This window comes from Acidovorax sp., assembly GCF_046294525.1.
Taxonomy (GTDB): Bacteria; Pseudomonadota; Gammaproteobacteria; order Burkholderiales; family Burkholderiaceae_C; genus Acidovorax.
On record NZ_JBKBKQ010000008.1, the window covers coordinates 43027 to 55911 of the forward strand.

At 64.2% G+C, this 12885-nt stretch carries 10 protein-coding genes and 3 tRNA genes; 3 read left to right on the forward strand and 10 right to left on the reverse strand.

What is annotated here, in order from left to right; translation table 11 throughout:
- The first annotated feature begins 1 nt into the window (after position 1).
- A complete protein-coding gene (locus tag ACK4HJ_RS10005; RefSeq protein WP_409830634.1) occupies positions 2-565 on the forward strand; it encodes a nucleoside-diphosphate sugar epimerase in 564 nt (187 codons plus the stop codon).
- Between the two features lie 162 nt (positions 566-727).
- Complete coding sequence (locus ACK4HJ_RS10010) at positions 728-2599, forward strand: M14 family metallocarboxypeptidase (protein WP_409830852.1); 1872 nt, start codon at positions 728-730, stop codon at positions 2597-2599.
- 160 nt (positions 2600-2759) lie between these two features.
- Here the strand turns inward: ACK4HJ_RS10010 and ACK4HJ_RS10015 are convergent, their stop codons facing one another.
- Positions 2760-4493: a cation:proton antiporter gene (locus ACK4HJ_RS10015; protein WP_409830637.1), complete on the reverse strand. Its 1734-nt coding sequence runs from the start codon at positions 4491-4493 to the stop codon at positions 2760-2762.
- Positions 4494-4684: 191 nt separating this feature from the next.
- Between ACK4HJ_RS10015 and ACK4HJ_RS10020 the strand changes: the two genes are divergently transcribed.
- Positions 4685-4761, forward strand: a tRNA-Arg gene (locus ACK4HJ_RS10020).
- A 102-nt stretch (positions 4762-4863) separates the two neighbouring features.
- On the opposite strand, the gene ACK4HJ_RS10025 is transcribed toward ACK4HJ_RS10020, so the two are convergent.
- From ACK4HJ_RS10025 to ACK4HJ_RS10065, 9 genes are all read right to left on the reverse strand, one after another.
- The gene (locus tag ACK4HJ_RS10025; RefSeq protein WP_409830640.1) at positions 4864-5067 is read right to left on the reverse strand and encodes a hypothetical protein; all 204 of its coding nucleotides are present in this window, start codon (positions 5065-5067) and stop codon (positions 4864-4866) included.
- Positions 5068-5185: 118 nt separating this feature from the next.
- A tRNA-His gene (locus ACK4HJ_RS10030) sits at positions 5186-5261 on the reverse strand.
- A gap of 48 nt (positions 5262-5309) precedes the next feature.
- Positions 5310-7238, reverse strand: a complete 1929-nt coding sequence (locus ACK4HJ_RS10035) for a SurA N-terminal domain-containing protein (protein WP_409830643.1) — start codon at positions 7236-7238, stop codon at positions 5310-5312.
- Between the two features lie 60 nt (positions 7239-7298).
- Positions 7299-7374: transfer RNA gene (locus ACK4HJ_RS10040), tRNA-Val, on the reverse strand.
- Between the two features lie 15 nt (positions 7375-7389).
- Positions 7390-7662: an HU family DNA-binding protein gene (locus ACK4HJ_RS10045; RefSeq protein ID WP_007858657.1), complete on the reverse strand. Its 273-nt coding sequence runs from the start codon at positions 7660-7662 to the stop codon at positions 7390-7392.
- A gap of 326 nt (positions 7663-7988) precedes the next feature.
- On the reverse strand, positions 7989-9074 hold the full coding sequence (locus ACK4HJ_RS10050; protein ID WP_409830648.1) for a tartrate dehydrogenase: 1086 nt from the start codon (positions 9072-9074) through the stop codon (positions 7989-7991).
- A 74-nt stretch (positions 9075-9148) separates the two neighbouring features.
- Positions 9149-9715 carry a CDP-diacylglycerol--glycerol-3-phosphate 3-phosphatidyltransferase gene (gene pgsA / locus ACK4HJ_RS10055; protein WP_409830651.1) on the reverse strand — a complete coding sequence of 189 codons (567 nt, stop codon included), beginning with the start codon at positions 9713-9715 and terminating at the stop codon, positions 9149-9151.
- A gap of 54 nt (positions 9716-9769) precedes the next feature.
- Positions 9770-11773 (reverse strand): excinuclease ABC subunit UvrC, encoded by a 2004-nt coding sequence (gene uvrC / locus ACK4HJ_RS10060; RefSeq protein ID WP_409830653.1) that lies wholly within the window; start codon positions 11771-11773, stop codon positions 9770-9772.
- A gap of 97 nt (positions 11774-11870) precedes the next feature.
- Positions 11871-12851, reverse strand: coding sequence for a Bug family tripartite tricarboxylate transporter substrate binding protein (locus tag ACK4HJ_RS10065; RefSeq protein ID WP_409830656.1), 981 nt, complete (start codon positions 12849-12851; stop codon positions 11871-11873).
- Positions 12852-12885: the final 34 nt, after the last annotated feature.

Below are 12885 nucleotides of genomic sequence, written 5' to 3' on the forward strand. Positions count from 1 at the left end.
CGTGCTTTATGGTGCGGGGCGGCGGGGGCCCGCTGCCAGCAACCCCCGCCTGCAACTGCACGCGGTCGATTTTGCAGCCCTCCCGGCGCTGCCGCCAGTGGACGACGTGTACATCGCGTTGGGCACCACGATCGCAGCCGCCGGCAGCCAGCAGGTCTTTCGTGCAGTGGACCATGGCGCCGTCCTGGCCACCGCTCAGGCGGCACGTGCAGCCGGCGCCACGCGCTGCGGCGTGGTCAGCGCCATGGGGGCGGATCCTGCATCCCGCATCTTCTACAACCGGGTAAAAGGCGAGGTCGAGCGCGACCTGCGCAACCTGGGGTTTGAGGTGCTGGTCATCGCGCGACCCGCGCTGCTCATGGGCGACCGGCAGGCGCTGCAACAGGCGCACCGCCCTGCCGAATCTTTGTCCATGGGCCTGTTCCGGTGGCTCAATCCGCTGGTGCCCCACAACTACCGCGCACGCCCTGCCAGCGATGTGGGGCAGGCGCTGGTTCGCGCCGTACAGACTGCGCCGCCGGGGGTACACGTGCTCTGCGGCAGGGCACTCGGTCCGCAGCGCTGAGACACCCCTGACACTGCTGCGGTTGCAATGCCAACCCGGCTCCTGCTGTCAACCGCGGCTTTGCAACGGGATGTACGCTGACACAGCCGGCGGGTAACGCACAGGTAACATCGCCGTAACACAAGGGCCCGGGCCCGCCCCCGGCAGACTCACACCATGACCATGCTCCACCTCCAACGCCGACCACAGACCCCGCTGTCGACTTCTGTGCTTTCTACGTCCCCGCGACAGGCATGGAGAGCATCAGCCTTGCTGGCCGCTGTTCTGCTGGCTGCGTGCTCCAGCACACCACTACCGCCCTGGCCCAGTACGCCCACCGCCCAGCGGCCCGTAGCGCCTGCTCCGGCGCCCTTGCCCCGTACTCAGCAGGGCGTTGTGGTTCCTGCTCCGCTCGGTCAGGCGGATCAAACCCCGCACCCCCCCCAAACCGCCGCCATTGCCAGTCCCCTGCCTCCACCAGTGCCTTTGGTGGTGCAGAACGAGGGCCCCATGGCACCGCCTTACGGACCAGCGGTCGCCGCCCGTTTTCCGGATCCTTCCGTCACATACAGCACGCCTGGCCTCGGCCAGGACCGTCGCGCCTTCACCACGAATGCAGAACTGGGCCAATGGCTGAGGTCGCTGGCCGAGGCACCCCAAAGCGACGGCACCCGCACGCGCCTGCTGGACCTGGGGATGTCGCAGCGCGGCGAGCCCATCCTTGGCCTGCTGGCGACCCGCGCAGCGGGCACAGACCCAGCCACGCTCGACACCAGCGGCCGTCCTACGGTAGTGCTGGTCGGGCAGCAGCACGGCGACGAGCCCGCCGGTGCGGAGGCATTGCTCGTCATCAGCCGCGAGCTGACCCAAGGCCTGCTGGAACCGCTGCTTGACAAAATCAATGTGGTCATCATTCCCAGGGCCAACCCGGACGGCGCGACGGCCAGCACACGCGTCACGGCCAACGGCGTGGACATGAACCGTGACCATCTACTGCTCAATACGCCGGAAGCGCGCGCGCTGGCCCGCGTGGTGAATGACTACCGCCCCGTCCTGGTCGTGGACGCCCACGAGTACACGGTGGTCGGCCGATACCTGCAGAAGTTCAATGCCATCCAGCGCTATGACGCTCTGCTGCAGTACACCACCACAGCGAACTACCCCGAGTTTCTGACCAAGGCTTCGCACGAGTGGTACCACCAGCCCATGATGGCAGCGCTCAAGGCGCAAGGGCTGGCGAGCGACTGGTACTACACCACATCGACCCGCGCGGACGACAAAAGCATCTCGATGGGCGGCACGCAGCCCGACACCGGCCGCAACGTGAACGGCCTCAAGAACACGGTCAGCCTGCTCATCGAGACGCGGGGCGTCGGCATCGGCCGCATGCACATCCAGCGCCGCGTGCACGCCCAGGTCACTGCCATCACGAGCGCGCTGCGCAGCACGGCCGACCGTGCAGCCAACCTGGAGCAGGTGCGGTCGTTCGTGGTCCGCGACATCAGCGCACAGGCATGCCGCGACCAAGTCGTGGTGGAGGCAGCGGCCACCCCCACGCAGCGCGACCTCGACTTCCTGGACCCCGAGACCGGGGCGGACAAGGTCATCCGTGTGGACTGGAATTCGTCGCTGACCCTCAAGCCCACCAAGACCCGAGCCCGGCCTTGTGGTTACTGGCTGGCTGCGGACTCTACTGCTGCGGTCGAGCGCCTCAAATTGCTGGGCTTGCAGGTGCTGCGCATTGCCGAGCCAGGCTCGGTCCTCGCCGACACTTACCGGGAAACTGCCCGCGAAACGAGTGAGCGCCGGGACGTGATCGGCACCATTGCAGGCGACACCGGCATCGTGCGAGTGCAGGTCTCGCCCATGCGCAGCGCCATCGACGTGCCTGCCGGCAGTTACTACGTGCCCCTGAACCAGCCCCGCGCCAATCTGGCCGTGGCCGCGCTGGAACCTGATACGCAGAATAGCTACTTTGCCAACCGCGTGATCGAAGAACTGGGCCAAGCTGCGCGCGTCATGGCGGTTCCTTCGCTGGTGTTCGAGGAAAACTGAGGGCCCCTGGGGCGACCGGCATTTGCCTAGCGCATCCAGATGCGTCAAGCCGCCGCGCACATCAAGCGCAAACCCGCAGCATTCAGACAACCACTTCAAAAATCATAGCTACTAGCGCTTATCCAGAAAGCGCTAGAGCCACTTTTTTACCCTGCTTTCATCAGCCTCGCTCATGCAAAGGCGCCGGCGCGGTAGGCCGCGACCGCCGGGACTGCGTGCGTTCCAGCACGTGTTGTGAGATGGCCACAGCCAGTGCATCGTTGGCCACAAAGACCGTGCTGCCCCACTCCTGCCGCAAACGGCGCGCATCTTCATCGCTGTGACTGCGCACTACCGTTTCGATGGCGGGGTTGAGCGTCTTGGCCGTGTCGATGATCTGTCGCACGTCAAGCGTGCCCGGTGTTGCGATCACCACCATGGCAGCGCGCGCAATATGCGCCTGGATCAATACGGCAGGATCGGTGGCATCGCCAAACACCGCGGCTACGCCGTCCGCACGCAGCGCCTCCACCAGTTCCCGGTTTTGCTCAGCCACCACAAATGGGATGTCGCTTGCTATCAGTGCACTGGCCACGCGGCGCCCAATGCGGCCGTACCCCACCAGCACCACCTGCCGGGCCAGATAGCGCGAATCGGTGCTCATGGGCAGCTCGGCCAACGGGTCATCGCGCTGCTCAAGCCTGCGCGCCAGGGCCGATCGCGCCAGCAGCCACGCCTGCAGCGGCGCAATGGTGTGGAACAGCAGCGGGTTCAAAGCCATGGAAATCAGCGCCCCCGCCAGCACCAAGCTAGCGGCTTCCGGGGGCAACAACCCCAGCGAAGCACCCAGCGCCACCAGAATGAACGAGAACTCGCCAATCTGCGCCAGGCTCGCCGACACCGTCAGCGCTGTATTGAGCGGATAGCGGAAAGCCAGTACGAGGCCTGCGGCCGCCAGCGTCTTGCCTACCATGATGATCCCCACCACGGCCAGCACCTGCAGTGGACGGTCCCAGAGAACAGCTGGGTTGAACAACATGCCGACGGAGACGAAGAACAACACGGCAAACGCATCACGCAGCGGCAGCGACTCGTGCGCCGCACGGTGACTGAACTCCGACTCGCGCATCACCATGCCTGCAAAAAAAGCGCCCAATGCGAACGAGACCCCAAACAGCGCCGCAGATCCGAAGGCGATACCCACCGCCGCCGCCACCACACACAGAGTGAACAGTTCGCGCGACCCGGTGCGGGCCACCTGCCACAAAACCCAGGGGAACAGGCGACGTCCCACGAGCAGCATGAGCGCCACAAACCCACCCACCTGCAGCAGAGTCCAGCCCAGCGTCTTCCACAGGTTGGCACCATCCACGTCCTGGGTCGTCCCACCCAGCCAGCCCGCCAAGGGCGGCAGCAACACCAGTACCAACACCATGGCGAGGTCTTCCACCACCAGCCAACCCACGGCAATACGGCCCGTGTGGGTGTCCAAAATCCCCAGTGTCTCGAGTGCGCGCAACAGCACCACCGTGCTTGCCACCGACAGTGCCAGGCCAAAAACCAATGCTCCCCCTAGCCCCCAGCCCCACCAGATGGCCAGCGACATTCCCAATGCGGTGGCGACCATCATCTGCACCACGGCTCCGGGCACTGCAATCTTCCGCACAGCGAGCAGATCTCCCAACGAGAAGTGCAGGCCTACACCAAACATCAGAAGCATCACCCCTATCTCGGCCAATTGGCTGGCCAGGCCTGCGTCAGCCACAAAACCCGGCGTGAAGGGCCCCAACACCACGCCTGCCAGCAAATATCCCACCAGAGCCGGAAGCCGCAGCCAGGTTGCAAAAAAACCGAGCGCAAGCGCTAGTCCCAGCGCGGCTGCGATGGTGTGGATCAGTGCGACGCTGTGTGCCATGAGGACAATCAGATGAGGGAGGGAATCGCTGAGCGCGCTCCCGTTATACCCTCACAACACCCGCCCTGTCGCGAAAACACATGGACACAGCGCTCGCCCGTCCCACAGCCCGGGTATGATCCAACCTCTGTGTTTCATGCAGACGCGGAGAAATTCGCGAGGTAAGTAGGCACCCCCTGCCCAACACCCATCTGCCCGTAGCTCAACTGGATAGAGCAATAGCCTTCTAAGCTATAGGTCGGGGGTTCGAGTCCCTCCGGGCAGGCCATGCACGGCTCGTTGCGTGGTCTTCTTCCAACACGGTCCGATTTTCGCAAGCGCCCCACCCAGATAGCCAGTGCGTGAAGGGTGTGCGTAGCGCTACGGGCGGCTATCTGTTGGGCTGGGGAACGGCTGCGTAGTTCATTGCAATTGCTTGCACCACAGCCCCAATCAAAGCTCCATCCTCAGCACTTTTGGGAAGCACTTCTCGCACGATCTGGATTGCGTACTCCAGTTGCTCCTTGGCAAGGGCTGCGGACATGGCATTGCCACGTTTCTCACTTGGCGACGCATCGCGAATCACAAGGCTCATCAAAAAGCTCCTGAAAGTTAGAGCACGCAGTATGCGGGGTGCCATCGCGTCAGAGCCACCGTTGACGTCGCCAAAGCAAAAAGCCTTGCGACGCAAAACGTTGCAAGGCTTTTGTATTTGGGGTGGCTGATGGGGCTCGAACCCACGACAACAGGAATCACAATCCTGGACTCTACCAACTGAGCTACAGCCACCGTAGCTTTGTATTATAGCCCGGGATTTTCATCCCGAACCCAAATTCGTCAATTTTCTACGCCTGCCTGCGCAATCGCACCGGGACGAGGCGCCTTGATCTGCACCTTGAAGCGCTGCTTGAGCAATTCATAGTACGCCAAGCCTTCTGCCGTGGTCCACCACTGCAGGTACTGCTGCCGCTCCTGGGCTGCACGTTGGGCATCTGGCGCTTCACGAGCGATGATGCGATTAACCTTGAGCACCGCATATCCTTCGGGGCCCAGATCCACCCCAATCCAGGCGGGCAAGGCGTCTGCCGGGGCGCGCAGGGCTGCGTCGATGATGGTGCGGGGGAGGTTTTGCGGCTGTTCGCGAGACACTTCGGTCGCGGCCGTCAGGCCCGTGGCGGAAGCGGGCGCGGCCTTCCATGCGGCCAGCTTCGCCTCTCCCTCAGCACGGGCAAGCTGCGCGGCCTTTTCGGCGATGTACAAGGTGCGCACACGGGCGCGCACTTCTTCCAACGGCAGCGTGCGGGCTGGCGTGTATGTGGTGACGCGCGCTGCGGCAAGCTGGCTGGGGCCGATCTCGACGGCTTCGGTGTTGCGCTTGTTTTGCAGCGAGTCCGATGCAAACAGTGCTTCCAGCAGCTTAGCGTTGGCCAGAGGGCCCGTTGCGCCAGGAGCAGGCGTGCGGGTCACACCGGTGGCGGTCTGGATCTTGAGCTTGAGCTTGTCGGCGACGGGCTGCAGGCTGTCGGACTGCTCATACACGCCGTTGGTAAATGTTTCCGCCACTTCGGCAAACTTGCGTTGCGCCTGCTGCTGCTTCAGCTCCGCTTCGAGAGATGGACGCAGCTCTTCAAAAGTGGGCTGGCGGGGCGTCTTGATGTCCGTGAGCTGGATGATGTGGTAGCCGAAGTCGGTCTCGACCACGTCGCTGATTTCGCCTTTCTTCAGGGCGAAGGCCGCGTCTTCAAACGGCTTAACCATGGCGCCGCGGCCAAAGAAGTTCAGGTCGCCACCCTGGCCGGCAGAGCCGGTGTCTTCCGATGATTTCTTGGCGACTTCGGCAAAAGTGCCTGGCGCCTTGCGCACCTGCTCCAGCAAGGCCGTTGCGCGGGCCTTGGCCTTCTCGCGGTCTGCGGCCGAGGTGTCCTTGGAGGCATTGATGAGGATGTGGCTTGCACGGCGCTCTTCCTTGCCGGCCAAACGGGCCAAGTTCTCGGTGTAGTAGGTGCGCAGGTCGCCTTCGTTAAGGGTGATGCCGCCCTTCACGCTATCGACATCAAGCACTACATACTCCACCGCCGCCTGTTCGGTCTGCTGGAACTGCGCGGGATGTGCCTGGTAATAGGCCTCCAGGTCGGCGTCGGTCGGCGTCACCTTGGCTGCGAAATCAGCCTGATTGAAACGCGCAACCTGGATTTCACGGCGCTGATACAGCGGATCCAGAGCGACTTTGATCTGCGCGTCGGTGCCAAACACCGAGCCCATCACGCCGCCCATGACCTGGTTGACCGACAGATCGCGCCGTACGTTGGCTTCAAACCCTTCGGGCGTCAGGCCCTGGGCACCCACCAGGGCACGGTAGGCCTCGGCGTCGAGCGTGCCGTCGGCGCGCTTGAGGCCTGCGATGGCTGGGATCTCCTGCAAGCTGCGGGCCAGCCGCGCATCGGTGGTCACCAAGTGCATGTCGCGTGCGGCAGCGGCGAGCACGCGGTCGCGCACCAAACGCTCTAGCGTGGCGTAGCGCGCCTGCGGGGAATCGAGCAGCTTGGGATCGACCGTGGGAGACTGTGCGCGCATGCGGTCGGTCTCAACGCGGTGGGCGTTGTCCCAGTCTGTCTGGTTGATGTTGTTGCCATCCACACGCGCCACCACAGGGCTCTTTTCAGAGAAGTAGTTGCTGTCGATGCCCACCAGCACAAACGAAGGAATGATCAGCAAGAACAAGAAGATCATCACGATCTTGGAGTGCTTGCGGATGGATTCAAACATGGTCGATCTTTCAGAAGACAAAAAACAAAAGGCGAACTTGCGTTCGCCTTTGTTCGGTGGTGGTGGGTCCTGACGGTCTCGAACCGCCGACCTACTCCGTGTAAAGGAGCCGCTCTACCAACTGAGCTAAGGACCCCACCTAAACTGATCCTCAGTTCAAGGCGTCTTTCAACGCCTTGCCAGGACGAAACTTCGGAACTTTAGCAGCTTTGATTTTAATCGTATCGCCGGTGCGGGGATTGCGGCCGGTACGGGCTGCGCGCTTGCCTACTGCAAAGGTGCCGAAACCGACGAGCGATACGGTGCCGCCCTTCTTCAGGGTCTTCTTGACTGCCTCGATCGTGGATTCCAGGGCACGCGCAGCAGCGGCCTTGGAGATGTCGGCGTTGTTAGCGATGTGCTCAATCAGTTCGGTTTTGTTCACAAGAAGCCTCTCGGAAAAGAGTTGATGGAATGTCTCGCGGATATCTGGCCTTCACACGTCAAAAAGCGCAGCCCGCTGGGCTGGTGGGGTTCGGACGGGGGAATGACTGGCATACACAGCAGGTGCTGCTGCATCAGATTAAAGCCATCGAGTTTCCGGGTGTCAATACAACACGCTGTTTTGCGGCAGCGTTGCGATGAATTCTATTCGCATTTCCCACAGCCGCCGGGCTTGCAAGGCGTTTTTGTCTCAAACACGCCGTATGGGCAGCATTCCGTATTGACACTCCGCAATTGGCGCGGGCGCGCGGCCCGTTTACGGCATTCTTACAGCACGCTTGCAATGGCTCGGCCCATGTCCTGGGTGGTTGCGCGGCCGCCCAGGTCGGGGGTGCGCGGGCCGGCTGCGGCGGGGTCGAGCACGGCTTCGATGGCCTGCAGCACCGCGTCGTGCGCGGACCGGTAGCCCAAAAAGTCGAGCATCATCGCGCCGCACCAAATCTGGCCTATGGGGTTGGCGATGCCCTGCCCTGCGATGTCGGGTGCCGAGCCGTGCACCGGCTCGAACAGCGAAGGCATGGTGCGCGTTGGATTGAGGTTGGCGCTGGGCGCGATGCCGATGGTGCCAGTGCAGGCTGGGCCCAAGTCCGACAGGATGTCGCCAAACAGGTTGCTGGCTACCACCACGTCAAAGAAGTCGGGCCGCTGGACGAAGTGCGCGGTGAGGATGTCGATGTGGAACTTGTCCACCTTCACATCGGGATAGGCCTTGGCCATCTCGGCCACGCGCTCGTCCCAGTACGGCATGGTGATGGCGATGCCGTTGGACTTGGTGGCGCTGGTAAGGTGCTTCTTGGGCCGCGACTGGGCGAGTTCGAATGCGAATTTCAGCACGCGGTCCACGCCGTGGCGGGACATCACGGTCTCCTGCATCACGATCTCGCGCGGCGTGCCTTCGAACATGCGGCCGCCGATGCTGGAGTATTCGCCCTCGGTGTTCTCGCGCACGATCATCATGTCGATTTCGCCGGGCTGGCGCGGACTGCCGTCGCGGCGCACCACCGGCGCAATCACGCCGGGCATGAGGCGTGCGGGGCGCAGGTTGATGTACTGGTCAAACTCCCGGCGGAACAGCAGCAGCGAGCCCCACAGCGAAACATGGTCGGCGATCTTCTCGGGCCAGCCGACGGCGCCAAAGTAGATGGCTTCGTGGCCGCCGATCTGGTCCTTCCAGTTGTCGGGCAGCATCTTGCCGTGCTTTTCGTAATAGTCCCAGCTTGAGAAATCGAAGTGGTCGAACTGCAGGTCGATGCCGAACCGGCGCGCAGCGGCATCCATCACCCGCAGGCCTTCGGGCATGACTTCCTTGCCAATGCCGTCGCCAGCCACCACGGCGATGCGGTGTTTTGCCATTTCAATTGCTCCTGAAAATATAGCTACCAGCGCTTATACAGCAAGCGCCAGCGGCACAAAATGCTTGAAACTGTCTATTTGACGCGGGCCCGGATTTCGGGCAACGCCTTTTGCAGGTAGTACACCATCGACCACACCGTGAGCACCGCTGATACCCAAATGAGCCAGGTGCCCCACACGCCCGTATCGATGACGCCGAACAGGCGGCCGTCAAACAGCAAGAACGGGACGGCCACCATCTGCACCGTGGTCTTGACCTTGCCGATCATGTGCACGGCCACGCTCTTGCTCGCGCCGATCTGCGCCATCCATTCGCGCAGGGCCGAGATCGCGATCTCGCGGCCAATGATGATGAGCGCCACGAACACGTCGGCGCGCTGCAGGTGCACCAGCACCAGCAGCGATGCGCACACCAGGAACTTGTCGGCCACCGGGTCCAGGAAGGCGCCGAAGGACGAGGTCTGGTTGAGCTTGCGGGCCAGGTAGCCGTCCAGCCAGTCGGTGGCGGCGAACACGATGAACATCACCGTGGCGATGAGATTGCGCGTGGCGGGATCCAGCGGCGCATAGAACACCCCCACGATCAAAGGTATCGCGACGATGCGCGTCCAGGTCATCAGGGTGGGGATTGTCCAGAACATGGCGGCGATTGTGTCACGGCGCGCGGTCGCAGCCAGGGTTGGAATCAAAGCGTTTCAGCGCAGGGCCCGGTAAATCTCTTCGGCCAGGTCGTGCGAGATGCCCTCCACGGTGGCCAGGTCCTCCACACTGGCTGCGGCCACGCCGCGCACGCCGCCAAAGCGCTGCAGCAGCCGGGCCCGCTTCTTAGGCCCCACGCCCGGGATTTCCTCCAGCTGCCCACCGCCCACGCGCACCTTGGCGCGGGCAGCGCGCATGCCGGTGATGGCAAACCGGTGCGCCTCGTCGCGGATCTGCGCCACCAGCATCAGCGCGGCCGAGTCCTTGCCCAGGTAGATCTTTTCGCGGCCATCGGCAAACACCAGTTCTTCCAGGCCCACCTTGCGGCCCTCGCCTTTCTCGACGCCGACGATGCGCGTGAGGTCGAGCCCCAGCGCAGTGAACACCTCGCGCGCCACGGCGACCTGGCCCTTGCCGCCGTCGATCAGCACCAGATCGGGCAGGCGCGCCACGCCCTTGGGTTTGACCGCCCCTGCCGCCGCCTCGGTATCGGGCGGCGGGGGCGCGGCAAAGTCGATGCCGCCGGCCTCGCGCGCGGCTTCGGCCACCTTGCTGTAGCGGCGCGTGAGCACCTGGCGCATGGCGGCGTAGTCGTCGCCGCCGGTGATGCCTTCGATCTTGTAGCGGCGGTATTCGCTGCTTTGCATCTTGTGGTGGTGGAACACGACGCAGGATGCCTGCGTGGATTCGCCCGCCGTGTGCGAGATGTCGAAGCACTCAATGGTGAGCTGGTCGAGGTCCTCGGGCGGCAGGTCCAGCGCCTCGGCCAGGGCGCGGGTGCGGGCCTGCTGCGAGCCCTCCTCCGCCAGCAGGCGGGCCAGTTGCAGGTCGGCGTTCTTCTGCGCCATGTCCAACCACGCGCGGCGCTGCTCGCGCGGCTGGTGGATGGCGTTCACGCGCAGGCCGGCCTGGTCCGACAACGCCTCCATCAGCGCCTTGTCCACCGGCACGCTGGTCACCAGCACCGGGGGCACAGGCACGCCAATGTAGTGCTGGGCGATGAAGGCCTCCAGCACCTGGACCTCCACCGGGCGGGCAGGCTTGCTCCCGCTCTCGGCTTGCGCGTCGTCGCCCTCTTCCTCAAACACGGCCGCGGCGTCTTCCACATGCACCGGAAAGTACGGCCGGTCGCCCAGGTGCCGCCCGCCGCGCACCATGGCCAGGTTCACGCAGGCGCGGCCGCCCTGCACCCGCACGGCGAGGATGTCCACATCCTTGTCGTCCGCGGTCTCGATGGACTGCTGGTGCAGCACGCGCGACAGCGCCTGGATCTGGTTGCGCACGTCGGCGGCCTGCTCGAATTCGAGCTTCTCGGAGTGCGCCATCATCCGCTGCTCCAGTGCCTGGAGCAGTTCCTGCGTCTCGCCGCGCAGCATGGCTTCGGCGTTCTGCACGTCCACCGCATAGGCCTCCGGCGAGATCAGGTCCACGCAGGGGCCCGTGCAGCGCTTGATCTGGTACAGCAGGCAGGGCCGCGTGCGGTTGGCAAACACCGTGTCTTCGCACGTGCGCAGCCGGAACACCTTTTGCAGCAACTGGATGGATTCCTTCACGGCCCAGGCGCTGGGGTACGGGCCGAAGTAGCGGTGCTTCTTGTCCACAGAGCCCCGGTAATAGGCCATGCGCGGGAAGACCTGCCCCAGCACCTCGCCGCGCGTGTGGGCGCCCGGCGTGCCGGTGATCTTGAGGTAGGGATAGCTCTTGTCGTCGCGGAACAGGATGTTGAACTTGGGGTTCAACGTCTTGATGAGGTTGTTCTCCAGCAGCAGCGCCTCGGCCTCGGAGCGCACCACGGTGGTCTCCATGCGCACGATCTTGCTGACCATGTGGCCGATGCGCGTGCCGCCATGGTTCTTGGTGAAGTAGCTGGACACGCGGCGCTTGAGGTGCCGCGCCTTGCCCACGTAGAGCAGCGCGCCCTGGGCGTCAAAATAGCGGTAGACGCCGGGCAGCGCGGGCAGCGCAGCCACCTGCGCCAGGAGTTCATCGGAATGGGACATGGCGGGTATTGTGGCGCGAGGCACCACGGCGCCATCAAACTCCTAAAACCATAGCTTCCAGCGCTTATCCATCAAGCGCTGGAGGCCATTTTTATGCCTATTCCGCCTCGATCTTCGAGGCCTTGACCACCGTCGCCCAATTGGCCAAGTCCGCCTTCACCTTGTCGCCCAGCTGCGCCGGAGTCTGGTAGTCGGCCGTGGCGCCCTGCTCTTGCGCTTTTTGCTTGAAGGCCGCGCTTTGGACCACGGTGCGGATGTCGGCCGTGAGCTTGTCCACCACCGGCTTGGGCACGCCAGCGGGCGCGAACACGGCGAACCACGAGGTGGCATCGACCTTGGGGTAGCCCGCCTCGGCCGTGGTGGGCGCGTCGGGCAGGCTGGCCAGGCGCTCCTTGCCGGTCACGGCCAGCACGCGCAGCTTGCCGCTGGCGATGTGGGGCATGAAGGGCGGCGCGGTGCCGAAGGTCAGGTCCACCTGGCCGCCCAACAGGTCCTGCAGCGCGGGGCCGGTGCCCTTGTAGGGCACGTGCACCATCTTGATGCCGCCCTGCTGTTCCAGCATGGCGCCGGTCACGTGCTGCAGCGAGCCGTTGCCCGACGAGGCGTAGTTGAGCTTGCCGGGGTTGGCCTTGGCGTAGGCGATCAGCTCTGGCAGCGTCTTCACGGGCAGATCGGCCCGCACCACGATGATCTGCGGGGCCGAGATGACATTGGCCACGGGCTGGAAGTCAGCCTGCTCCCATTGCTTTTGCTTGGTGATGTGGGGCGAGATGACGTGGTAGCCCGAGTACTGCATGAACAGCGTGTGGCCGTCCGCCTCGGCGCGCTTGACGATGCTGGCGGCAATGTTGCCGTTGCCGCCGCCCTTGTTGTCCACCACCACCGACTGGCCCAGGACCGGCCCCAGGGCCTGCGCGAGCATGCGGGCCGACAGGTCGGTGGTGCCGCCGGCGGCGGTGGGCACCACCATGGTCACGGTCTTGCTGGGGTAGGCGGCTTGGGCGGCGGCATTGCCGACCAGGCCTGCAGCCAGGGCTGCGAGGGCCAGGGCATTGAAATGTTTGCGGTTCAGGGTCACGCGGTGTCTCCGTTGTGGGTGTTGTTGCAAGGAA

Coding starts and splice junctions, on each gene's coding strand:
- ACK4HJ_RS10025 (WP_409830640.1), bottom strand. CDS start 5,067: ATGAGCCTTGTGATTCGCGATGCGTCGCCAAGTGAGAAACGTGGCAAT.
- ACK4HJ_RS10035 (WP_409830643.1), bottom strand. CDS start 7,238: ATGTTTGAATCCATCCGCAAGCACTCCAAGATCGTGATGATCTTCTTG.
- ACK4HJ_RS10010 (WP_409830852.1), top strand. CDS start 728: ATGCTCCACCTCCAACGCCGACCACAGACCCCGCTGTCGACTTCTGTG.
- pgsA (WP_409830651.1), bottom strand. CDS start 9,715: ATGTTCTGGACAATCCCCACCCTGATGACCTGGACGCGCATCGTCGCG.
- ACK4HJ_RS10050 (WP_409830648.1), bottom strand. CDS start 9,074: ATGGCAAAACACCGCATCGCCGTGGTGGCTGGCGACGGCATTGGCAAG.
- uvrC (WP_409830653.1), bottom strand. CDS start 11,773: ATGTCCCATTCCGATGAACTCCTGGCGCAGGTGGCTGCGCTGCCCGCG.
- ACK4HJ_RS10015 (WP_409830637.1), bottom strand. CDS start 4,493: ATGGCACACAGCGTCGCACTGATCCACACCATCGCAGCCGCGCTGGGA.